Source organism: Parvularculales bacterium (genome assembly GCA_036881865.1).
In the GTDB taxonomy this organism is placed as follows: domain Bacteria; phylum Pseudomonadota; class Alphaproteobacteria; order JAPOUT01; family JBAJNM01; genus JBAJNM01.
The window spans coordinates 11838-34322 of the sequence record JBAJNM010000017.1 but is presented as its reverse complement, the minus strand read 5'-3'; the positions used below and the strand labels follow the sequence as shown (position 1 = coordinate 34322).

Genomic DNA, 22485 nt, shown 5'->3' with positions numbered 1-22485 from the left:
GCCGAGGATGGATTAGGGGGGCATCTTCGGGGTGGGGGGGAAATTAGTGTAAGTCGGTTTTTATTACCTCTGGTGCAGAGTTCGTTGCAATTTGAAGATTTCAGAGTTGTGAACCTTGATGAAGTATCTATTGCCATCAGTGGTGAGGTGGGGTTGAACAATCGGAATCCGGGTGAAAACCTTGTTATAGCCGGGGAGTTGGAAACAACAAAGGCTGACATTCTTATTCCTGGCGAATTACCAGAATCTTTGTATTTTGTGCCTTATGTGGAGATTAATGCTCCCGTTGGAGAAGACCCCATCGTAGATGAGCGTCCTATGCCCATATTGACGAATGTAACTGTGCGTACAAAGACACCTGTTCAACTATCCGGTCGGGGTCTTAAGTCTTCTTGGGAAGGAAGTTTGCAGGCGACAGGGCCGTTGAATCAGATAAAACTGGCAGGTGATATTACACTTACGGAAGGAGTTCTTGACCTTACGGGTCGTACTATCAATTTGTCGCAGGGGAAAATTGCATTTGATGGTGGTCAGGAGATTGATCCTACCATCGATTTGCAGGCCGTCTATGATGCATCTGATATTAGCGCTAAAATTATTCTTTACGGCAAGTTGTATAGTCCGGTGCTTTCTATGACGTCAGAGCCACCTTATTCGGAAGAGGAGATTGTCGCACATATTTTGTTTGGGCGGAGTGAGGGAGAATTATCGCCGGGACAAGCGGCACAATTTGCCTTCTCTGTGGCACAATTATCGGGGTTTCGGATACCAGGGGATCGTCTTCTCAGAGATTTGCGCACCAATTTAGGTCTTGATGTAGTGCGGTTTGATTCGGCTCGAGATGATGAAGGGTCCTCTTTGGCGGTTGGCAAATATATTACGGACGACTTGTATGTTGGCGTAGAGCAGGGAACAGATGGTGGAGGCAGCGGAGTGACGGTAGAAGTTGACGTAACCTCCAACATAATACTGGATGCTGATATAGGCAGTGAGGTTGGCGCTGGTGTTGGGGTGAGTTGGCGCGAGAACTATTAGCCTCGCATAGAGTCTTCTGTCTCGTTAAAAAGAGAAAAAGTAAAAGAGGCGCTTTGGAGAAAAATCTGCCAAAACGCCTCTTTGTGCTTGTGTTAATATTTGTGTTTAGGGTTTACGCCGCGTCAGCACCGGCTTGAATTATGGCCTTGTCTGTGTTTGATCCATTTGAAATATGGATACGGCGTGAGCGCATTTCCTCCGGAATTTCACGGACGAGTTCTACATACAACAATCCGTTGGATAGATGAGCACCTGTAACGTTGACATGGTCTGCCAACTGAAACCGGCGTTCAAAACTGCGACCTGCAATGCCGTGATAAAGATAAGTCGTTTGCTCATCTTGTTCACGTTTTCCCGTAATCAACAGTTCGTTTTGCTTGGCTTCAACCGTTAAGTCCTCGTCCTCAAAACCGGCAACCGCCATGGTGATGCGATAGTCATTCTCACCGGTCCGCTCAATGTTATAGGGCGGATACCCGGAATTATCGTCACCCTTGGTTAGAGTATCAAAAAAAGGCGCAAGGCGATCAAAGCCGACTGTAGACCTGTAAAGAGGTGAAAAATCAAAATAGCTCATGTCATTCTCCTTTGAAGCAATGTTTCATCTAATCACTATGTTAAGGGAGGCCCGTAAGGCACCTGCCTCATAACGCTCATGTGGGATGCTAAGGAGGGAATTTCAAGGTGCAGAAAAAACTATTTTATGACACCTAATTATTATGAAAGGTTAAGGCCTCATGCCATGGGCGCTTTTGCCGGGCGTTCTAAGGGGTGCGGCCAGATTGGCAAACTCGCAGAGCAAGCGGCGCGTATCGCGGGGATCGATAATGTCTTCTACCATAAAGGCTTCGGCGGTGCGAAAGGGAGAGCGCACTTGGTTCATGCGCTCTTCAATTTCTTTAATGAGCGCATCAGGGTCGTCTGCCTCTTCAATCTGCGATTTATATGCCGCCTCAATACCACCTTCCATGGGCAGAGATCCCCAATCACCCGATGGCCAGGCGTAGCGGTAATGAACCCGTGCGGCATTCATGTGAGCTGCACCCGCAACACCAAACACTTTGCGAATAAGTATAGAACACCATGGCACGCTAGCTTGATAGACCGATGCCAGCGCTCGTGCGCCATGGCGAATTGTAGCGGCTTTTTCTGACTCTGAACCGATAACAAACCCCGGATTGTCTACCAGATGAACAACCGGCAAATGAAATGTTTCTGCTATGTCTGTAAAGCGGGTTGCTTTTTGTGAAACTTCCGCTGTCCAGCCGCCGCCATAATGATAGGGGTCTCCAGCCATTACCGCTACTGGCCAGCCGTCCAACCGCGCCAGACCCGTAATCAATGACCGTCCCCACATTCGGCCCATCTCCATAAATGAGTCTTTATCTACCACTGCCTCTATAATGGTGCGCATTTTGTAAACCTGACGCCGATTTCGGGGTACAATAGACAACAGCGCCTCATCGCGTCGGTCAACAGGATCATGGCAAGGTGCGTGCGGCGGCAGGTCATACACCGATGACGGCAGGTAAGACAAAAACCGACGGGTAGCCTCAAAGGCTTCTTCTTCACTGGCCACAACAAGATCAATGGCCCCATTGCGGGCGTGAATATCGGCACCTCCTAGTTCTTCCTTGGTAACCGATTCACCAAGCCTGTTCACCACCGGTGGCCCCGCAACAAATAATTGTGATACCCCTTCCACCATCACTGCCAGATGGCTGGTGACGGTTCGGGCCGCTCCCAATCCGGCAACCGGTCCCAAAGCCAGAGAGACCACCGGTACGGTGGACATATTCTCCACCACCCATTGCCAGCCCGGGTTTGCCGGCACATACGTACGGGCATCCATATCAAGGGATTTAACGGATCCACCGCCTCCGGTGCCTTCTATAAGACGCACAAGAGGCAGCCGGTATTCACTAGCGAACTGCTCTCCCATAATTTGTTTTTGAGCAATCGCTGCATCTGCTGCACCCCCACGTACGGTGAAATCATCACCTCCCACCACAACAGGGCGGTCTTCTATACGGCCCCGCCCCATAACAAAATTAGCAGGGGTGAACTCAGATACATCACCTTGCTCGTCATAAAGAGCGCGTCCGGCAAGAACACCAATTTCATGAAAACTACCCGCATCAAGAAGGCGATCAATGCGTTCCCGTACCGTTAGCCGTCCTGTATTATGCTGACGGGTAACTTTTTCCTCACCCCCCATTTTGTATGCTAGGTCACGGCGTTTTTTGATCTCTTCAAGGTCGGATTTCCATGTCATAGGCGGAGTTTCTTTCTAAGGCCTCATGGTCACCTGAAACGGTTCCGTTTGGGTTTCCATGGCGGGGCGGGCCCAATTTATCCAGTCACACAAGCGCGGGCGGCTCTCACGGGGGTCTATCAACTCATGAACCGAAAATCCTTCAGCGCGGGGAAAGGGTGATTGACTTTGAGACAGTGTTTCTTCCAGTTCCCGCCGTTTGGCTTCCGGATCGGAGGCGGCGGCAATCTCACGGCCAAAGGCTACCGCAACACCACCCTCAACGGGTAGTGCTCCGCTGGCAGCTGATGGCCACGACAAGACAAAACCACCCGGCCCGAAGTGAGCTGCCGCGGCAACACCAAATGTTTTGTGAACAATAACTGTAGCCCAGGGAACGCGGCTTTGCATGACGGCAGCAATGGCGGCTGCTCCTTCGCGAATGGTTCCGGCTTTTTCGGAGTCCGGCCCAATCATAAAGCCCGGCTCATCTGCCAGACTTATAATCGGCAGGTTGAACGTATTGCACATGTCCACAAAGCGACGGGTCTTGCGTGCGGCCTCGGCTGTCATGGCACCAGCATACACCATACAATCATTGGCCAGCACGCCTACCGGCCAGCCATCCAACCGTGCTAACCCCGTAATGGTCCCGGGTCCATAATGACGGCTCATTTCGAAAAATGAATCAACATCAAAAACATCGCTAATAACGTCGCGCATGGCGAAGGGGTATCGCCGGTTGCGAGGTACGATGGAAAGCAGACGTTCTTCTTGTCTTTGGGCGCTGTCTTCTGTTGATCCACGGGGGGGAAGTTGCCAGACGTTATCGGGCAGGTAAGACAAAAAACGCGCAATTTGATTCAGGGCATCCGTTTCGTCTTCGGCGATATTATCAATGACACCGGAGCGGGCATGAACCTCAGCACCGCCTAATTGTTCTTTAGTCATATCCACATTGAGGGCGCGTTTTACGACGGCGGGTCCTGCGATGAGCACCTGTGCGTGTCGACACATAATGGTAAAGTGAGACGATACTAGGCGTGCGGCGGGCAATCCAGCAACCGGACCCATGGCGGCAGAGGCTACGGGTACGACACCTAGAAGTTTAGCAACGGAGAGAAACCGCGGGTTCCCAAAAACGGATTCTCCCATAGGGCGGCGTTTTTTGTTACCCCCTGCTCCTGCTACGGAGCCACCACCACCTTCATGGAGGCGCACAAGGGGTAGACGGTATTGCAGGGCTACGTCTTCTGCATAAATGCTTTTGCGTAATCCGGCGGGGTTAGGTGAGCCGCCCTTGAGGGTAAAATCTTCGCCACCTACAATAATTTGGCGGTTATTTATTTTGCCAAATCCCAAAACAAAATTGGCGGGTTGAAATCCGGTGAGGATGCCGTTCTCGTCAAATTCGGGCACACCGGCTCCTTCTCCCAATTCACGAAAACTACCATTGTCAATGAGAGCCGCGATACGTTCGCGAATAGTGAGCCGTCCTTTTTCGTGTTGGCGTGCGACGGCTTCTTGTCCACCTTGGTGTTTCGCCCACATCCGGCGTTGGTGAATTTCATCACTTTCCGGTTTCCAACTCATAAAATGCCCTCTTGTTTCCTATGGTGCAGGATACAGGAGTTTTGCCTACGGTGGCAACGTAACAACACGTACGGCGAAAAAGAGATAGAAATGATATAAAAGATGATATGACGACAAAGAACACTGAAAAACACAAACTGGCCCACACCGATAGTTTTTTATAAGAATTTTTAGGTGGCGGCAGGAGCTAAAATATCAAGAGCGGTAGCGTGTAGGGTTTTGTCGCCGGCGGCGATAACTTGCCCGTCCGTCGGGTTGGGGCGTCCCTTCCAGTCGGTTATAATGCCGCCTGCGCCTTCTACGATAGGTATAAGGGCTTGAACATCTACCTGTTTAAGGGATGATTCCACCACTATATCAATCAACCCTCTGGCCAGCAGGCAGTAATTATAACAATCCCCTCCAAAGCGGCGCATACGCACGTATGAAGTGAGCTTTTCAAAGACGTTGACTTCACCCGGGGTTGTAAATATCTCTGGTGCTGTCGCCGCTAAAATAGCTGTGTCAAAATTTGGACAGGGGCGGGTGTGCAACGGAGCGGCGTGGTTTTGATAGATAAAATGCGCACTCTCCCGATCTCCTTCAAAACGTTCTTGTGTCCAGGGTTGGTTGACCAGACCCAAAACGGGGGTTCCTTTGTGACAAAGAGCAATCAGAGTGCCCCATGTGGGCAGGCCCATAATAAAGGCGCGGGTTCCATCAATAGGGTCTAGCACCCAGCTGTATTCACCTGCACCGCCCTCACTTGTGCCAAATGTGTCATCGTATTCTTCACCGATAATGTTATGATCTGGAAAAGCATCGGCAATGAGAGTACGCATGACCCGTTCGGCATCTTTGTCGGCTTTGGTTACCGGATCAAACCTTGTATCTGTGCTTACATCTGCTTTGTTATCTATGTGACCACCAGCCCTGAAGTGAGGCAAAATAAGAGGCCCTGTGGCATCGGCAAGGCGGTGAGCCAGCGCTCTGTATTGATCAAGCCGGGGAAAGGGCACGGAAGTCTCGGTCACAGGGGATCCTAACAAACCAAATATGCTGAAAGATAAAATTATTAATCCCTCATCACAAGTGGAAGATTATAGGTTTGCTCGTTAGGTTTTTGATTGTTGGGCTTCCGGCGTTACCTCGGGATAGATTTCATGAAAGCCGCGGGAGTAACCATCTTCTCCGATCATACGGACATGATAACGCCTGAGTGCACGTGGTTCACTCACACCACAGGAATGAGCAATGGTGCACACATCACGGGTCATGGCTTCAGCATAACGCCTCACCCGCTCGGCTTTGACTGCCGTGTTAAGACCTTTTTGCAGTCTTCGACTGTGGGTCGTAATACCTGTGGGACACGTGTTTTTGTTACATTGCAGTGCCTGTATACACCCCAGCGCAAACATAAAGCCGCGCCCGGAGATTACAAAATCAGCGCCTATACAATAAGCCCACGCCACGTCAGCCGGATTAATCAGTTTGCCCCCGGCAATGATTTTAATGCGTTCTCGCAAATCGTAGCGTGAGAGGATATCGACTAACATGGGTAAAGTTTCACGAATGGGGAGCCCGACGGAATCCATAAGGGCCATGGGGGCAGCACCGGTTCCGCCGTCGCCTGAATCAAGGGTAATGAAATCAGGAGCACTTTCATCAGGACCGCGCCGTATAATAGCTTCACACAATTCATCCAGCCAACCATAAGCCCCGATAACCATTTTGAAGCCTGTTGGCTTTCCGGTATGGGTACGCACGTGGTGAATCATATCAAGGAGTTGTTCGGCATTATCTATCTCCGGATGACGGTTCGGACTTAACGAGGCTTCCCCCACCTCAATGCCGCGTACGGCAGCAATCTCCGGTGTTACTTTGGCAGCGGGAAGAATCCCGCCGATGCCGGGCTTGGCACCTTGACTGAGTTTGATTTCAAACATTTTAACTTGGTTGTAGGTGGCTATGGTGGCAAGTTTTTTGTCTGACAAATGGCCGTCCTCATCACGAACGCCATATTTTGCCGTGCCTATCTGAAATACAATGTCTGCACCGCCCTCAACATGATAGGGAGATAATCCTCCCTCACCTGTATTCATCCAGCACCCTGCCATGCGGGCACCGTTTGAAAGAGCCTGAACCGCCGGTTTTGAGATGGCACCGAAACTCATGCCGGATATGTTGAAAATGGATTTGGTCTTGTATGGATGAGGGCAGTGAGGACCTATGGTCACAAACTGCGGCTCGGTGGTATCTTCTTTTAATTTTGGAAAAGGACAATTGACGAACAAGACTGACCCTGTGGGGCGAATATCGTGGGTGCTCCCAAAAGCAATAGTAGCATCCACACCTTTTGAAGCTCGGTAAACCCAGCTGCGCTGCGCTCGGTTAAAGGGCATTTCTTCGCGGTCCAGAGCGAAGAAATACTGTCTGAAATATTCTCCCAGATATTCAAACAAATAGCGGAACCGGCCAATGAGAGGATAATTGCGCCTTATGGCATGGGTCGTTTGGAAGCGGTCAATAATGTACAAGACCATAATAAAAGCAACGCCAATTCCCAGCGCAAACAAAAACAAGGAGGCTGAGAAATCAAGCAAAGAGACGACTTCTTCAATTAAATTTTCCATGGGGAGACTTCCTTTTGTGGCTGTAATTTTTAACCGTTAAGGGTTATACAAACTTAACGCCGTCTTTTGTGCATCCCTTTTTTGTAATCCCCTATTGAGCAGCTTGCTTGGGGGAGAACCCAAAATCCTCCGGAGAGAGAGTGACAATCTCCCGCACCATAGTGGTCATGTCATGTTGCAGTTTGGTAAAGCCATGATGAAGGTCAAAGGATTTTTCATTCATGTAAAGCGCCCGGTTTATTTCAATTTGCAGGGCATGTAGATCAAGAGAGGGATGCCCGTGCCGTTGGGTAATAAACCCACCCGCATAAGGCCTGTTGCGCGCAACTTTATAGCCGGCATGGGTTAGGTGACTTTCAATATGATCTACAAGAGCGCTGGTGGCTGTGGTGGCGTAACGATCACCCAATACGATATCCGCCATTCCTGTTGTGCTGATTGGGCCTGATGGCATGGAGTGGCAATCCACTAAAACCGCATAGCCAAAGCGGTGGCGAAGGTTCGTCATCAGAGTTTGAAGCTGGGTATGGAAGGGGAAGTATAAATGACGTATCCGTTGTTCGACCTCGGCAAATTGTAGCGGCGCTTTGTATATGTTTACGTCCTCGCTCACAATACGGGCAATGACGCCAAGACCGGCTCCCACCCGGGGTGAGTGCCTGTTAACATGAGGGGGCAGGGGTTCGGAAAACATGGTTGGGTCTAGTTCATAGGGCTCCCTGTTGACATCCAACCAGGCACGGGGAAAGCGGGCGACAATCATGCTGGCACCCTCTTGGGGTGCATTTTCAAGAAGGGCATCGACAAAGCTATCTTCTGAGCGCCGGAGCTTATTAATCTCAAGGCGCGACTGGCGAATGAACTCAAGAGGGTATGTGCGTCCCGAATGAGGTAAACATAAAATCACTGGTGCCTGATTACTTTCAGGAGGAGTTATAACCTCAAAAGGGTTTTCAAACAGTTGTGCTGTTTCTTTTTCAATGGTGGGGTTGAGGGATGGTAGAGGCATGGGCGGGGCTTGTTTGTCTTGATGCGGGTTTCAACTAACTTTGTACTATAACGTATTATGCCATCTGATAAAGGGGTGGTTTTTTTCGGGGGTTCTTCTTCTAGGTTGTGGGCAATCAGTGTTGCCTCTTTACCGAGGATTAGTTTACGCTGAAACGAACTGGGAAAGGCGAAAGTCTCCGCCATGCAGAAATTGGATAAACATATAGATCAACTGTCATTAATTGTCGGCCGGAGTTTGCTGGGCTTGTATTTTGTCTTACCCGGCTTGGCAAAATTTTCCGATTGGCAAACCCATATTAACCTGATGCAACGTCATGGTGTGCCGTTCACCACGCCGCTTTTACTGATTGCCAGCCTTACCAATTTGGTGCTTGGCGGGGCGTTGCTTGCCAATCGCTATGTCTGGCAAATGGCCTATGCCTGCGCCATCTATATTTTGGTTATTAATTTCAACCTGCATGACTTCTGGAATTTCAGTGGAATTGAAGGGCAGCACGAAACTCAAAACTTTGTTAAAAACCTCGGTATTTTCGCCGGTTGCCCGATGCTGGCGAGCTATGCGCGACGCACGGCGGTGAGGGCATAATGGCAGAGTATCCTTAATAACCAATCTTAGCAATTGGTTTGAACTACTCATCAATTATCAGCCATCGCTGAAAAGTCATGAAAAAAGCAGATGTGATGGTAATTGACGGTGGAGGATAGGAGTCAAGGGATATAAAAATGTGCAGAACCTTCCCGTTCGGCAGCCTGAGCATGCGCCCCGGCGTTCCAGTAGCTATTGCGGATCAGGGCGATACACCTTGGATATCCTAGTAATACCATGCAATTCGTCCCCTCCGTGGGGCCTTGTTTGTGACCACGGAGGATTGTGGAAAACATTGGGGAAAACCAGGCGATTGGTTTCAATTCAATAAAATGGTGGGCGGTACTGGATTCGAACCAACGACCTCTCGCATGTCAAGCGAACGCTCTAACCAACTGAGCTAACCGCCCCAATGATGAACCTGCTAACATAAGCGCTTCTCTGTTTTTGTAAAGATTTTTGCCAATTTTATATACCTGAACAACAATCTAAAGCGCTAGAATCTTTGACACAGTTGACATCGTAAGGAACATAAGTTCAACCTCAACCACGCCCGCCATTTTTGCCGAATAGAGAGAGGAAACCCGCGATGATTATAGATGCTTGGGGACAACACCCGACGTTGCGTCATAGTCAGGATGTGATTTTTGACTCTTTAAGACGCTGGACAAGAGAGTCGCCCCTTACCGAAGAACTGCCGGTCTCCGAAACCGTTGGCATGATGGACAAGGCAGGCGTTGATCGCATGTTAATCAGCGCATGGGTGGCTCCCCGCAACGTCATGATTTCAAATGAGGAGGTTGCACAATTTGTTGGTGAGTTTCCGGACAGGTTGGTCGGGGTGGGGTCCGTTGATATTAGCAAACCCATGGAGGCCATAGCCGAGGTGCGCAGATGCGTACGTGATTATGGTTTTAAGGCCATCAGGGTTTTGCCGTGGTTGTGGGAAGTGCCTCCGACGAACAGTCGGTATTATCCGGTTTATGTAGCCTGTATTGAAGAAGGGGTTCCTTTTTGCACGCAAATTGGTCATACGGGGCCGTTAATGCCCTCGGAGGTGGGGCGGCCTATTTATCTGGATCAGGTAGCGTTGCATTTTCCGGACCTTGTGATTGTGGGGGGGCATATAGGCTATCCGTGGACGGAGGAAGCCGTTGCGGTGGCAACAAAACATGAGAATGTCTACATTGATACGTCAGCTTATACGATCAGCAGATATCCGCCGGAACTGATTCGGTTCATGGCAGGTCGTGGAGGGGGAAAGGTATTATTTGGGACAAATTATCCCATGATTACGGCCGCACAAGCTCTTGACGGTTTAGAGGGGCTTGGGCTGGAGCCTGATGCGCGAGCGGCCTTTCTTGGCGGCACGGCGCAACGTATCTTTAATTTGTAGGCAAAGTTTCCTTAAAAAGGACGGTCGCCGTTAATGGTGACACGGCGCATATGGCGGCGGTGGCCGTGATAATCGTTTAAGGCATAATGCTGAACGGAGCGGTTATCCCAAAAAGCAATAGAGCCTGGTTGCCATCGAAAGCGGCACGTGAACGGTTCGCGGGTTGAATGTTTATAGAGATAATCTAGCAAGGGTTTACTTTCGGCACGGGTCATGTTTTTGAAACGTATTGTGAAACCGCGATTGACATACAGCGCCTTGCGTCCGGTCTGAGGATGAGTGCGCACAACGGGATGCTCATAAGTGGGTGCCTCATCTATCTGTTTAACATCCATAGATACTCTTTGTTGTGCAGAATGGCCTTTTCGGCTGTATTCCTCGCCTGCGGTGTGAATGGCGACAAGGCCACCCAGCATATCTTTCATGCCGTCCGAGAGAGTTTCATAGGCAAGATGCTGGTTGGCAAATAGCGTATCGCCCCCAATCGGTGGTGTCTCCACGGCATAAAGAATGGAGCCCATGGCGGGTTCCTCCAGAAAAGACATATCCGAATGCCATCCCCCGCCGAAGTTCACCTTCTCTTCCGGCTCTTTGATGATTTCCATAACCTCTTCATGGTCCGCCATGCCCTTAACGTAAGGGTGAATGTTGAGAGAACCAAAGTGCCGTCCGAACATCTTGTGCCGTTCGGGAGTGAGCGTCTGGTCGCGGAAAAAGATTACGTGATTATCCAGAAGTGCCTGATGGATATCGTCCACGGTTTCATTGTCCAGATTATCGGATAAATCAACGCCGGTGATGGTCGCACCCATAGCGCTGGAGAGAGGTTCTATGTCAATTTTTTTTAAAGCCATGAGGTTGCTCTCCTGAGATTGGTTTATTTGATGTTAGTCGTCCCAAGCTTCCAGACCTTGGGCCTCTACCATAGCGATAACGAGCTCTCTTACCTGAACGTAAAGAAGTATGGCTAAAAATAAAAGCAGAATGTTAAACAATCCGGTGCGGATTTGGTTAATGCGAACCACGGAAAGATTTGTCCAGAGTCTAAGGGCCATATAAAGATAAAGGGCCATGGGAGTGATAAAAATTGTGCACATAAAACACAGGCCAAACAGCGCGATGGTTCGGAAAATTGCCTCATAAGGCACATTGGGTGCACCCCACGCCTCGCCCAGAAATCCAAACAGGGTAATGAGCCCAATACCGAAGATAATCTGAATTCCCCGCTCCATCTGCTGCCAAAGAGAGTCAAACGGCGTCAGGTTGAAGAAAGAACTGGTGGGGGGCTCATGTCGGGGTTCATCCTGAGTGGGGGGTAGGTTTGCTGTCCGGTCACCGATGGTCATAAAACGCTCCTGTCTTTTGTGTGGGCTGGCAGGTCTATAATGGCAGTATTGTACTAAAAGGATAGATTTGGGCAAACCCGCAACATCATCACGCCATAATCTTGCTACCTGCCGGTCACCGATTAAGCTCAAAGTATGAGAGATGTATGATATAAAAATCCTATGTCTCCCCCTGATGAACATTATCTTATACAGTCGCCCCCGGGGGGGAGTGCTCCGGCACCGGTTTCCGGGGCGGTTACATCGGCTCAGGAGCGCCAACGGGGATTCAATACGCTTTTTATCAGCCTGTTGTGTGTGGGGATGGGGCAGTCTTTGTTTTTTGCCGTCTTGCCTCCTCTGGCGCGCGAGTTGGGCTTAACGGAGGTTGAGACAGGGGCCATCTTTGCACTGTCTGCCGTTTTGTGGGTCGTTATGAGTCCGTTTTGGGGACGGCGTAGCGACACATGGGGGCGCAAGCCTATCATTCTTGTAGGGTTGTTTGGGTTTGCCGTCTCCACTCTGGGGTTTGCTCTTGTCGTCTATGCAGGTCTTGAGGGAATGTTGGGGGTGACGGCAGTTTTTTTCTGTCTTGTTGCGGTGCGTTCTATCTTTGGTACGTTTGGCTCCGGCACCATGCCGGGTGCTCAGGCCTATGTGGCTGATCGCACAACCCGTTCTAAACGAAGTGCCGGTGTGGCCTCTATAGCGGCAGCCTTTGGAGTTGGCACCGTTATCGGGCCCGGGTTTGCCTCTATGTTAGTTTCGTTGGGGATTCTCACACCGTTTTTCGTGGTGTCTTTTTTGGCAACCGCCAGCGCGGTGCTGGTTTGGTATCGCTTACCGGAACGCACGGCCCCTATGGGAACGTTGGAGCGTCAGGTCCGATTAAAACTAACGGACCGTCGGATTTTTCCCATATTGATTATGGAGGTGGCGCTTGCTTTTTCACAGACTATAGTTATGCAGATTACAGCTTTTTATTTTATGGATACTCTGGAACTGGCTCCCGAAAACACGGCTCAATTGGTTGGTGTCTCTTTTATGGCTATGGCGATGGCGGCGCTGTTTGTGCAGGTGGTGTTTATTCGGTCATTTGATCCGGGGCCACTGACTTTAATCTACTGGGGTGGGGGTTTTTCATTTCTGGCGTTTGTTTTGCTCGTGGCGGGGGATAGTTATGGTGTGCTAACAGGAGCTTTGGTTTTTGCGGGGTTGGGGTTTGGCATGTTGCGTCCGGGGTTAATGGCAGCGGGGTCTTTATTGGTGAGTTCTCGTGAACAAGGCGCTATGGCGGGTCTTTTGGCAGGGACGGCGGCAGTAGGGCATATTTTGAACCCTGTAACGGGCATGCCGCTCTATGGAGTATATCCTCAGGGCCCATTTTTTCTTGGAGCGGCCCTGATGGTTTTAATGGTATTTTATGCGCTCGCCAGTCCACGGGTTCGCGGATTGCGTGACATCGCAGATAGTGATGAACAGCAGGATAAAGTATAACCTCTTGCAGTAGGGGCTGCCCGTGTGTTAAGTCTGCAGAGCGCTTCCGGCTTGTGAAGAGTGATATAAAAGTAAAAGAGAGTTTTTTTCATGAAAGTGCGCAATTCACTGAAATCTCTGCGGGGTCGGCATCGTGATAATCGTCTGGTGCGCAGGCGTGGACGCCTGTACGTCATAAACAAAACCAATCGCCGCTTTAAGGCTCGTCAGGGATAAAAGCTTTAAGGTGAAAGATTTCAGAGAGTGACGGACTATTCGTCCCCCTCAATATCTGCTACCCGTAACATGTTAGTTGCTCCCGGAGTTCCAAGGGGAACACCTGCGGTAATGATAATTTTATCGCCCTTAGTAGCATGTCCTTCCTGGACGGCAATAGCGCAAGCGCGGGCCACCATATCATCAAGACTGCTAGGGTCTTCGGTCAAAATGCAGCGTAGACCCCAAACCAGAGCTAAACGCCGTGCCGTGTGATGGTTGGGGGTGAGAGCTAGTGTCGGAATGGGCGGACGCTCTCTGGCAACTCGCAAACCTGTGGAGCCGGAGGTGGTGTAGCACAAAATAGCTGCCGTATTTAGAGTAAGGGCTATGGTATAGGCAGCGGCACTAATGGCATCCGGACCGGTAGGTTCAGGCTTGGCGCGTTGGGCATTAAGAATGCCGGAATAGGTGGTGTGGGTTTCAACGGATTTGGCGATGGAGTCCATCATGCGCACTGCCTCAACAGGATGAGCACCAGTGGCCGATTCAGCTGATAGCATAATACTATCTGCACCCTCAAAGACGGCTGTGGCTACGTCCGACACTTCAGCGCGGGTAGGCAGGGGAGAGGTAATCATGGATTCCAGCATCTGGGTTGCTACAACAACCGGCTTTCCGGCTCGACGGCAACGTCGGGTGATTTGCTTTTGCCACCCGGGAACCTGTTCTATGGGCAGTTCTACACCCAAATCCCCGCGGGCAATCATAATGCCATCGGCTACATCAATAATACCATCTAGCGTATTGAGGGCTGAGGGTGTTTCAATTTTTGCCATGATGGCGGCTCTGTTTTTCACCCGCTCTTGCAAAGAGCGCACATCTTCAGGGTGTTGCACCAGAGAAAGCGCTATCCAGTCCACTCCAAGAGACAGTGCTTCATCAATATCGGCGTTATCTTTTGGGGTTAAGGGAACTGCAGGGGAGGTAGTATCCGGCAAATTAATACCCTTGCGGTCATATAGTACTCCACCCTCTTCAATGATAGTATCAACGCCACGTTTGTCACAGGCTGTGGTGCGAAGTTTTAATCGTCCATCATCCAGCAAAATCAGGTCCCCAAGTGATAGGGTTGCAATAATATCTTCATGAGGCAGGGGTGCACGGCGGTTGTCGCCAGGGGTCTCTTCTAAATCAAGGCGAAAAGACTCTCCGGCCGTAAGCACCGCCTCGCCGCCGCTCAATCGGCCAATGCGGGGCTTTGGTCCCTGCAAGTCAACCAAAATACCAATAGGCCGCTCTACGTCTTGTTCTACGGCACGCAGTATTGTGTGGAAGTGGCGCAAATTCTCACGAGACTGATGACTCATGTTGAGCCGAAACGTATCCGCTCCCGCCAAATGCAGGTTGCGAATGATGTCATAGTCTTTACATGAAGGCCCTAGCGTTGCTATGATTTTGACGTTTCGTGCCGAACGGTGCGGGAGAACCATCATGGTTTAGGGGTGTTAGCTGTTCCGGGGGTGAGCTTATATGTCCAGTCGGTCGCCTCACCGACATCAACTTCCCGAAAACCCTCTTCGTCAAAATCACGCTCAACGCATCTTTGTCGTCCGACAATAATAAACTCTTGATTTGATGTGCACAGACGTGCCGATCCCTCCCATGTGCGGTATTCATCATAATCTGTAGCGTGGATGTAATAATAGCGAGCGCTTAAATCACCCTTCAACAGGATATTGCACGAGCCACCGGAGATAGTCCACCATCCCTCACTTATCCAGTCTTGAGCATTATGATAGCCAATAGCAACGCCCACCCGATTTTTCGTCTCATTACACAAAACCAAGTCGGCTTGCGATTCTTGAGCGCTAAAACAAGTCCATACTATCGCTATGAGAACTACAACGAGGGGACGATGTGTTTTGATTTGTTCATTTTGCATTTTTGCGCTCCGGCTTTGTTTTGTTGTCTTGCTTATCATTGTTGTGCTACTACCTGAAAAACAATGATAACCCGTAAGGAACAAACGCGTAAGAGTCTATCAGCTATCTTCCGTCCGGCCAATAAATATGCCACCCTCCTCCACATTTGAGACTCTTCCCCCTATAGCATCTGCGCCCTTTGAGTGCACTGCGGGTCATAAGAATGCTGGTGCGGTGGTTGTCTGTGACCATGCCTCTAATGCTCTGCCTCAAGGCTATGGGTCTCTTGGGTTGGAGCCTGCCGAGTTCGCCAACCATATTGCTTATGATGTGGGTGCGGCGCATGTAGCGCGACAGGTGGCGGAGGCTCTTGAGTGCCCGGCTATTCTGTGTGGTTTTTCCCGTCTTTTTATTGATGCCAATCGGGGGTTAGTTGATCCGACGTTGATTATGGAACTCTCTGATGGCCGCCCTGTTCCGGGCAATCAAAACCTTACGGCAGATGAGATCGCAATGCGAATAGAGGATTGGTATGAACCTTATCATCGGGCGATTGATGAAGAGATTAATCGGCTGAGTGTGGAAGAAACCACACCGGTGCTATTTTCTGTGCATAGTTTTACGCCGATCTGGAGGGGTAAAGAGCGGCCTTGGCATGTGGGCATTTTGTGGGACAAAGACGATCGTATGGTTACACCGCTTCTTGAAGGGTTGCGTTCTGTGTCGGGTCTGTGTGTGGGTGATAATAAGCCTTATAGCGGAGATTTGCCGGGAGATACGATGTATCGCCATGGTACGGCTCGGGGGCGGGCGCATGTTTTGGTAGAGTTGCGTCATGATTTAATCGGGGATGCATCAGGGCAATCTGTCTGGGCTGAGCGGTTGGCGGATTTGTTGCGTCCTTTGTTGGTGCAGCCTGAAATTCGTGCAATATGTCACTATGGATCCCGTCATGACAGATCATGGGAGGCTTCTTAACGAAGAAGCTCCCGTGACGGTATCACCGTAACTGAGTTTACGTTATAGAGAGTCAAAGGGAATATGAAAATGACAACAGTAGATGAAGATACGCTTATAGCGATGGAGGCGGCGGCATTTCGCCGGTTGGTAGAGCACTTACGCGGGCGTCATGATGTTCAAAACATTGATTTGATGATTCAAGCGGGATTCTGCCGTAATTGTTTGTCGGATTGGTTGCAGGAGGCAGGTACGGAGCGGGGTGTTTCTCTTTCGCGGGATGAGGCGCGGGAGCGTGTTTACGGCATGCCATTTTCTGATTGGAAGGCGCGTTATCAGAAGGAGGCAACGCTGGAGCAGGTAGAGGCTTTTAAGGCGGTTCAGGAGACCGGCAAATAGGTGTCTGATGGAAACATATCCCTTGCAGAGGACGCCCCTGACGGGTTTGAGCGTGTAACGTGGCATGGGCGTGAGGGCTTCAGCGATATCATGGGGCCGTTTTACCAAAAGGAAGGCGGTATCCGGGGGTTTCGGGTTGCAACACGTCATTCGAATGGCAGGCGGGATTGTCATGGCGGTATGCTGATGGCCTTTGCCGATATGGCTTTTGGCCATATTATCGGTGAACGGTATGGTCGGTATTGGATTACGGTGCGCTTGCTGACGGATTTTATAAGTCCTGCAAAACCGGGGGACTGGGTACAGGGCAAAGGAGAGATAACATCAATTCATGACGATTTTGTCACGGTACAAGGCAGGCTGTGGTGTGAGGAGCGGACGATTATGACGGGCACGGGAGTGTTCAAAATGCTGGGACGGCGGACAACCAATGACTGACATGCTAAAGACCGACATGAACAATACGGCTGTTCCCGGGCAGAAACATTTTCAGCCACCGGAATGGTTCACGGATGCTATCAATACGCCATGCGAAATCCGGAATATTGAGGTTTCAGGGTGCTCTATTGAGTATCTGTTGTGGGGCAGCCCTGATAAACGTGGGCTTTTGTTGGTGCATGGCAATGGCGCTCATGCGCGTTGGTGGTCTTTCATTGCGCCATTTCTAGCGCAAGATTTTTGCGTAGCCGCCATGAATCTCTCCGGCATGGGTGATAGCGGTTGGCGGGGGGCTTACGACATTGAAACCTACACACAAGAGCAGATGGAAGTTTGTCAGGATGCGGGGTTCTTTAATCACAAAACGCCCCCTGTCATTGTGGGGCATTCTTTTGGCGGGTTTATCACTATCCTGACCTCGGCTTTGTATGGCGAGCGGCTAGCAGGCACGGTGATTGTAGATAGTCCTATCAATCCCCCGGGTCGGGAGCATAAACGGCCTCGTCGGTTAATACGTCCCAACCGTGTCTATCCCACCGTTGAGGCAGCTATGGGCCGGTTTCGGCTGGCACCGGAGCAGCCATGCGAAAATGGTTTTCTGCTTAATTATATTGCTCGGCATTCCGTGCGCGCCGCCCAGGATGACAATGGCGAACACACAGGGTGGGGGTGGAAGTTTGATCCTGATGTCTATCGCCGGTTTTCTATTGGCGATATGTCCGATAGGTTACGCAATGCCCGTTGCCGCATTGCTATTGTCCGTGGTGATAAATCCGTGTTGATGCCCCTTGATGTAGCTAATTATATGTTTGATCTGTTGGGACGCAAAGCACCTGTTATTGGCATTCCCGAAGCGCGGCATCATGTGATGCTAGACCAGCCCTTGGCTTTTGTCTCGGCCTTGCGGACACTGCTGGCAGAATGGGATTATTCTCTTTCTGTGCGAGAGTTCTAGGTCTATGAGCTAGAGGGTTATGTACCGGGGAGGCTTGCTCCGGGTTGGTTGTTGGTATAATCTCATCAATAGGCTGATGGTGTAGGAGGTGTATTATGAGGGATGAAAAAAGTGGCCAGCAGTGGGGTGAAGCCATGGATAGCCAATCCCATATGAGGGCTTATGAGGGGTTTTTGAGGCTGGTAAAGTGGTCAACAGGGGTTGTTGCTCTCATTTTGATTCTTATGGCGCTCTTTCTTACGTAAGCGTTTGATTAGTGCTTATGAAAGCCGGTATTGCGAAAGAACACCGCGAGGGCGAGCGCCGCGTTGCCGTCTCTCCTGAGACAGTGAAGAAACTACTGGGTCTAAAGTTTGAGGTGGCTGTTGAGACCGGCGCCGGTGCTAGGGCATTTTTTAACGATGACCATTACGCTCAGGCCGGAGCTCATATTGCAAAAGATAAACGGGAGGCTCTTGAGGGTGCCGATGTTATTCTAACCGTGCGGCCTCCGGGCGAAGCGCATCTGGCACATGCCAAACAGGGCGCCTGTGTGGTGGGTCTGTTGGATGCCTACGGGGGCGCGATACAACAATACGTATCGGCGGGGGTTACGGCCTTTGCTATGGAACTCATGCCCCGGATTACGCGGGCGCAGTCTATGGATGTTTTGTCCTCTCAGGCTAATCTGGCAGGTTATAAATCTGTTCTGGATGCCACCGAACATTATGCCCGCATGATACCTCTTATGATGACGGCAGCCGGAACCGTTGCCCCCGCACGGGTGTTTGTGATGGGAGTCGGGGTTGCGGGTCTTCAGGCGATTGCAACCGCACGGCGTTTAGGAGCTATTGTCTCTGCTACAGACGTACGCGCCGTTGCCCAGGAGCAAGTGGAAAGTCTGGGAGGGTCATTTGTTATGGTGGAAGAGGATGCAGCAGACGATAGCGGAGAGACCGCTGGAGGTTATGCCAAAGAAATGAGTGAGGACTACCAACGCCGTCAAGCGGCATTGGTGGCGGAACATATTGCGAAGCAGGATATTGTAATCACCACGGCGCTGATACCCGGACGCCCTGCGCCGGTTTTGGTAAGCGAGGATATGGTGCACTCCATGAAGCCGGGTTCGGTCATTGTAGATTTAGCTGTAGAGCAGGGAGGAAATTGCGCTCTCACTCAGGCCGATACCGTAACGGAGGTCGGCGGTGTTACCATCATTGGTCATAGCAATGTAGCGGGTCGCCTTGCCAGCGATGCAAGCGCGCTTTATGCCAAAAACGTATTTAATTTTTTAGAGTTTATCGTCAATCAGGAAGCCGGTGCCCTGGAGATCGACTGGGAAGATGAAATTATCACTGCAACGGCGCTAACCCACGATGGTAGCGCTATTCACCCCATGTTTAGTGACACAAAACAGGAGGATGCTTAATTTATGACTGACGTTGACCCGCTTATTTACCTTTTGGGCATTTTCGTTCTGGCGATATTCGTCGGCTATTATGTGGTGTGGTCTGTTACACCGGCGTTGCATACACCGCTTATGTCGGTAACCAATGCCATCTCATCGGTCATTGTGGTGGGTGCGCTGATTGCCGCCGGTGTTTCTTTTGGCAATGCAACGGAGGGTAACGGCATTGCTAAATGGCTTGGCTTTCTTGCCATCATATTAGCTTCCGTTAATATTTTTGGCGGATTTCTTGTCACCCGTCGGATGCTCTCCATGTATCGAAAAAAGGGTGGGTAAGTTATGATATCCGCCAATCTGGCAGCGGTTCTTTATATTACCGCCGGTGTCTTCTTTATCCTCGCCCTGCGTGGGCTGAGTTCTCCCGCTACCGCCCGTCAAGGCAATAGCTTTGGCGTGGCAGGTATGGCCCTTGCCGTGCTGGTCACTCTGTTGCAGTTGGAATCCTCTGATGCCTTTACAGCGGGGCTTATTATTATAGGCGTTGCTATTGGCGGGGGCATCGGTGCCATTATAGCCCAACGCATCGCCATGACTGCCATGCCCCAGTTGGTAGCCGCCTTTCATTCTTTGGTGGGGTTGGCCGCTGTGCTGGTGGCGTGGGCAGCGTTCTTAGCGCCTGGGGCTTTTGGTATTCTGGGCGCTGACGGAGCCATACAAGCCGCCAGCCTATTGGAGATGTCACTGGGTGTGGCGGTCGGCGCCGTTACGTTTTCCGGTTCGGTTATCGCTTTTGCCAAATTACAGGGCATTATGTCTGGTGCTCCCATTCTCATTCCGGCGCGCCACGGGGTGAACGGTACTTTGGGCTTAATGATTGCCCTTTCTATCGGGTGGTTGTGTTTTAACGGAGCGTCTTATCCGTTAGAATTATTTCTTGCCATCACCGTTTTAAGTTTTGTTGTCGGGTTTTTGATTATCATTCCCATCGGTGGGGCAGACATGCCTGTTGTGATTTCTATGCTGAATTCATATTCCGGATGGGCGGCGGCCGGTATCGGGTTTACTTTGTCCAACATGGCCTTGATTATCACCGGTGCGTTGGTGGGATCATCCGGCGCTATTTTGAGCTACATTATGTGTCGGGGCATGAACCGCTCCTTCTTCAGCGTGATATTAGGCGGTTTTGGCGGAACGGAGGCTGCAACATCCGGCGTGGCGGAAACCCGCCCAGTCAAACAGGGTAGTGCGGATGATGCGGCCTTCATTATGAAAAACGCAGGCTCCGTGATTATCGTGCCCGGTTATGGTATGGCTGTGGCTCAAGCCCAACATGCGTTGAAGGAAATGGTGGACGTTCTTAAACAAGAAGGCGTTAAGATCTCTTATGCTATTCATCCGGTTGCCGGACGTATGCCGGGGCACATGAATGTTCTTCTGGCGGAGGCTAATGTGCCTTACGATGAAGTGTTTGAGTTGGAAGATATTAATAGCCAGTTTTCCCAGACCGATGTAGCCTTTGTTATTGGTGCTAACGATGTCACCAACCCTGCCGCCAAGACAGACCAGACAAGTCCTATTTTTGGAATGCCTGTTCTTGATGTTGAAAAAGCCGGAACGGTTTTGTTTATTAAGCGTGGTATGGGGGCGGGCTATGCAGGCGTGGAAAATGAATTGTTCTTCCGGGATAACACTATGATGTTGTTTGCAGACGCAAAGAAGATGGTAGAGAACATTATCCGCGCATTCTAGGGCGCTGATGAGGTGGCAGGCAGCGTGCTATCAGATAGCAGTAAGAAATTTGACGGTGGAAAACCCTGCGATGGGGGAGCCTAACGATGAGAGGAATAGTTGCTAGGTAGCAATCCGTCGCGTTGGGCCTGTTTGCGGGCCAGTTTGCGGGCTCGGCGAATGGACTCTGCTTTTTCGCGGGCGTTTTTCACCGATGGCTTCTCGTAGTGGGTACGTAACTTCATCTCGCGGAAAATGCCTTCACGCTGCATTTTCTTCTTTAGTACCTTAAGGGCTTGGTCCACATTATTATCGCGCACAAGTACTTGCACAGACACCATCTCTTTGTTTTTGCCAAACATTATTTCGCAAAACCCTGTTCCCACTGAGTGTTCACCCAGCCTTGCAGGCACCAAACCTCGTATATCATGCTACAACCATTTGGCGGGTGGCTATCTTTCTGCTAGATTACGGAAAGGGCCACAACAAGCGTTTATAGCACAAGGGGCGAATGATGTCCATACAGGAGTACTATGGGTAGTTCTGATTATATAAGGCGTGGTCTTGTAGAGGAAATGTTGCACCATGTGCCCTTTGATGGCTGGTCTAGGGTCGCTCTTGAGCGTGCTACTACTGCACAATCTATGGACAGTGGAGCTGTGAAATTGGCCTTTCCCGGTGGTATGGGTCAGATTATTGCGTTTTTTTCTAAAATGGGCGATGAGCGCATGGCGCAAACCATAGAAGCTGATGTGGAGTGGGCGTCTTACAAGGTGCGGGAGCGGATAACCCGTGCTGTTCGGTATCGTCTTGAGGCAGATGCTCTCCATAGAGATGAGGTGCGGCGTGCTATGTCGCTTCTTCTATTACCGGCCTATAGCGGACAGGCGTTGACCATGATGTACCGCACGGTGGATGCTATTTGGCAGTTGTGCGGGGATACGTCTGCGGATTTCAATTTTTATACCAAGCGTGCCATTCTGGCGGGAGTTTTTGGGGCAACGCTCACAGTATGGTTGGGGGATGAAAGTGAACATTTTGCCGATACGTGGTGCTTTCTTGACCGGCGTATCGCTGATGTGATGCGATTTGAACGAGTAAAGAGCGATGTCAGGCGGACCTTAGATAAGGTGCCGAACCCTTTTGTTATTCTCGCTCGGTTGCGTTATCCTTTTTAAGATAGAGGGTAGTC

The 22485-nt window shown here is 50.5% G+C and carries 25 protein-coding genes and 1 tRNA gene; 14 read left to right on the top strand and 12 right to left on the bottom strand.

Annotated features, from left to right (window positions below; all coding sequences use genetic code 11):
* The coding region (locus V6Z81_05530; protein MEG9861947.1) for a translocation/assembly module TamB domain-containing protein at positions 1-1035 on the top strand (1035 nt) is incomplete at its 5' end.
* Positions 1036-1147: 112 nt separating this feature from the next.
* On the opposite strand, the gene V6Z81_05525 is transcribed toward V6Z81_05530, so the two are convergent.
* The 6 genes from V6Z81_05525 to V6Z81_05500 all read right to left on the bottom strand — a co-directional run bounded on the left by V6Z81_05525 (position 1148) and on the right by V6Z81_05500 (position 8503).
* Complete coding sequence (locus V6Z81_05525; protein ID MEG9861946.1) at positions 1148-1612, bottom strand: Hsp20 family protein; 465 nt, start codon at positions 1610-1612, stop codon at positions 1148-1150.
* A gap of 150 nt (positions 1613-1762) precedes the next feature.
* Positions 1763-3310 (bottom strand): carboxyl transferase domain-containing protein, encoded by a 1548-nt coding sequence (locus V6Z81_05520; GenBank protein MEG9861945.1) that lies wholly within the window; start codon positions 3308-3310, stop codon positions 1763-1765.
* 15 nt (positions 3311-3325) lie between these two features.
* Positions 3326-4882, bottom strand: a complete 1557-nt coding sequence (locus V6Z81_05515; protein ID MEG9861944.1) for a carboxyl transferase domain-containing protein — start codon at positions 4880-4882, stop codon at positions 3326-3328.
* Positions 4883-5052: 170 nt separating this feature from the next.
* Positions 5053-5895, bottom strand: coding sequence for a histidinol-phosphatase (gene hisN, locus V6Z81_05510; protein ID MEG9861943.1), 843 nt, complete (start codon positions 5893-5895; stop codon positions 5053-5055).
* An 81-nt stretch (positions 5896-5976) separates the two neighbouring features.
* Positions 5977-7494 (bottom strand): FMN-binding glutamate synthase family protein, encoded by a 1518-nt coding sequence (locus tag V6Z81_05505; GenBank protein ID MEG9861942.1) that lies wholly within the window; start codon positions 7492-7494, stop codon positions 5977-5979.
* Positions 7495-7585: 91 nt separating this feature from the next.
* Entirely contained in the window at positions 7586-8503 is a 918-nt protein-coding gene (locus tag V6Z81_05500) for an N-formylglutamate amidohydrolase (GenBank protein MEG9861941.1), read from the bottom strand.
* 183 nt (positions 8504-8686) lie between these two features.
* Here V6Z81_05500 and V6Z81_05495 point away from each other — a divergent pair, with 183 nt between their 5' ends.
* A complete protein-coding gene (locus V6Z81_05495) occupies positions 8687-9091 on the top strand; it encodes a DoxX family membrane protein (protein MEG9861940.1) in 405 nt (134 codons plus the stop codon).
* Positions 9092-9424: 333 nt separating this feature from the next.
* Here the strand turns inward: V6Z81_05495 and V6Z81_05490 are convergent.
* A tRNA-Val gene (locus tag V6Z81_05490) sits at positions 9425-9501 on the bottom strand.
* Between the two features lie 179 nt (positions 9502-9680).
* On the opposite strand from V6Z81_05490, the gene V6Z81_05485 reads away from it, so the two are divergent.
* On the top strand, positions 9681-10487 hold the full coding sequence (locus V6Z81_05485) for an amidohydrolase family protein (GenBank protein MEG9861939.1): 807 nt from the start codon (positions 9681-9683) through the stop codon (positions 10485-10487).
* A gap of 11 nt (positions 10488-10498) precedes the next feature.
* Here the strand turns inward: V6Z81_05485 and V6Z81_05480 are convergent, their stop codons facing one another.
* Together V6Z81_05480 and V6Z81_05475 are read right to left on the bottom strand one after the other, a co-directional pair.
* Entirely contained in the window at positions 10499-11341 is an 843-nt protein-coding gene (locus V6Z81_05480) for a TauD/TfdA family dioxygenase (GenBank protein ID MEG9861938.1), read from the bottom strand.
* A 33-nt stretch (positions 11342-11374) separates the two neighbouring features.
* Complete coding sequence (locus tag V6Z81_05475; protein ID MEG9861937.1) at positions 11375-11833, bottom strand: hypothetical protein; 459 nt, start codon at positions 11831-11833, stop codon at positions 11375-11377.
* A gap of 162 nt (positions 11834-11995) precedes the next feature.
* Between V6Z81_05475 and V6Z81_05470 the strand changes: the two genes are divergently transcribed.
* Both V6Z81_05470 and ykgO read left to right on the top strand, forming a co-directional pair.
* Positions 11996-13309 (top strand): MFS transporter, encoded by a 1314-nt coding sequence (locus V6Z81_05470; GenBank protein ID MEG9861936.1) that lies wholly within the window; start codon positions 11996-11998, stop codon positions 13307-13309.
* Between the two features lie 90 nt (positions 13310-13399).
* Positions 13400-13525 carry a type B 50S ribosomal protein L36 gene (gene ykgO, locus V6Z81_05465; GenBank protein MEG9861935.1) on the top strand — a complete coding sequence of 42 codons (126 nt, stop codon included), beginning with the start codon at positions 13400-13402 and terminating at the stop codon, positions 13523-13525.
* 35 nt (positions 13526-13560) lie between these two features.
* Here ykgO and pyk read toward each other — a convergent pair whose 3' ends face one another.
* Positions 13561-15000, bottom strand: coding sequence for a pyruvate kinase (gene pyk / locus V6Z81_05460; GenBank protein MEG9861934.1), 1440 nt, complete (start codon positions 14998-15000; stop codon positions 13561-13563).
* Positions 14997-15449, bottom strand: a complete 453-nt coding sequence (locus V6Z81_05455; protein MEG9861933.1) for a DUF1036 domain-containing protein — start codon at positions 15447-15449, stop codon at positions 14997-14999. Before V6Z81_05455 ends, pyk begins: the two co-directional genes overlap by 4 nt.
* 127 nt (positions 15450-15576) lie before the next feature.
* Here V6Z81_05455 and V6Z81_05450 point away from each other — a divergent pair, with 127 nt between their 5' ends.
* The 8 genes from V6Z81_05450 to V6Z81_05415 all read left to right on the top strand — a co-directional run bounded on the left by V6Z81_05450 (position 15577) and on the right by V6Z81_05415 (position 21314).
* Positions 15577-16407 (top strand): N-formylglutamate amidohydrolase, encoded by an 831-nt coding sequence (locus V6Z81_05450; GenBank protein MEG9861932.1) that lies wholly within the window; start codon positions 15577-15579, stop codon positions 16405-16407.
* Between the two features lie 69 nt (positions 16408-16476).
* Positions 16477-16785: a DUF1244 domain-containing protein gene (locus V6Z81_05445; GenBank protein MEG9861931.1), complete on the top strand. Its 309-nt coding sequence runs from the start codon at positions 16477-16479 to the stop codon at positions 16783-16785.
* The gene (locus tag V6Z81_05440) at positions 16786-17223 is read left to right on the top strand and encodes a hotdog fold domain-containing protein (GenBank protein ID MEG9861930.1); all 438 of its coding nucleotides are present in this window, start codon (positions 16786-16788) and stop codon (positions 17221-17223) included. It abuts the gene before it with no gap.
* The gene (locus V6Z81_05435; protein ID MEG9861929.1) at positions 17216-18178 is read left to right on the top strand and encodes an alpha/beta hydrolase; all 963 of its coding nucleotides are present in this window, start codon (positions 17216-17218) and stop codon (positions 18176-18178) included. The genes V6Z81_05440 and V6Z81_05435 overlap by 8 nt, the downstream gene beginning before the upstream one ends.
* A gap of 95 nt (positions 18179-18273) precedes the next feature.
* A complete protein-coding gene (locus V6Z81_05430) occupies positions 18274-18423 on the top strand; it encodes an aa3-type cytochrome c oxidase subunit IV (protein ID MEG9861928.1) in 150 nt (49 codons plus the stop codon).
* A 17-nt stretch (positions 18424-18440) separates the two neighbouring features.
* Positions 18441-19586 carry a Re/Si-specific NAD(P)(+) transhydrogenase subunit alpha gene (locus tag V6Z81_05425; GenBank protein ID MEG9861927.1) on the top strand — a complete coding sequence of 382 codons (1146 nt, stop codon included), beginning with the start codon at positions 18441-18443 and terminating at the stop codon, positions 19584-19586.
* Positions 19587-19589: 3 nt separating this feature from the next.
* A complete protein-coding gene (locus tag V6Z81_05420) occupies positions 19590-19901 on the top strand; it encodes a proton-translocating transhydrogenase family protein (GenBank protein ID MEG9861926.1) in 312 nt (103 codons plus the stop codon).
* Positions 19902-19904: 3 nt separating this feature from the next.
* Positions 19905-21314, top strand: coding sequence for an NAD(P)(+) transhydrogenase (Re/Si-specific) subunit beta (locus V6Z81_05415; GenBank protein MEG9861925.1), 1410 nt, complete (start codon positions 19905-19907; stop codon positions 21312-21314).
* A gap of 80 nt (positions 21315-21394) precedes the next feature.
* Here V6Z81_05415 and rpsU read toward each other — a convergent pair whose 3' ends face one another.
* Positions 21395-21625 carry a 30S ribosomal protein S21 gene (gene rpsU, locus V6Z81_05410; GenBank protein ID MEG9861924.1) on the bottom strand — a complete coding sequence of 77 codons (231 nt, stop codon included), beginning with the start codon at positions 21623-21625 and terminating at the stop codon, positions 21395-21397.
* Positions 21626-21826: 201 nt separating this feature from the next.
* On the opposite strand from rpsU, the gene V6Z81_05405 reads away from it, so the two are divergent.
* Positions 21827-22471 (top strand): COQ9 family protein, encoded by a 645-nt coding sequence (locus tag V6Z81_05405; GenBank protein MEG9861923.1) that lies wholly within the window; start codon positions 21827-21829, stop codon positions 22469-22471.
* Positions 22472-22485: the final 14 nt, after the last annotated feature.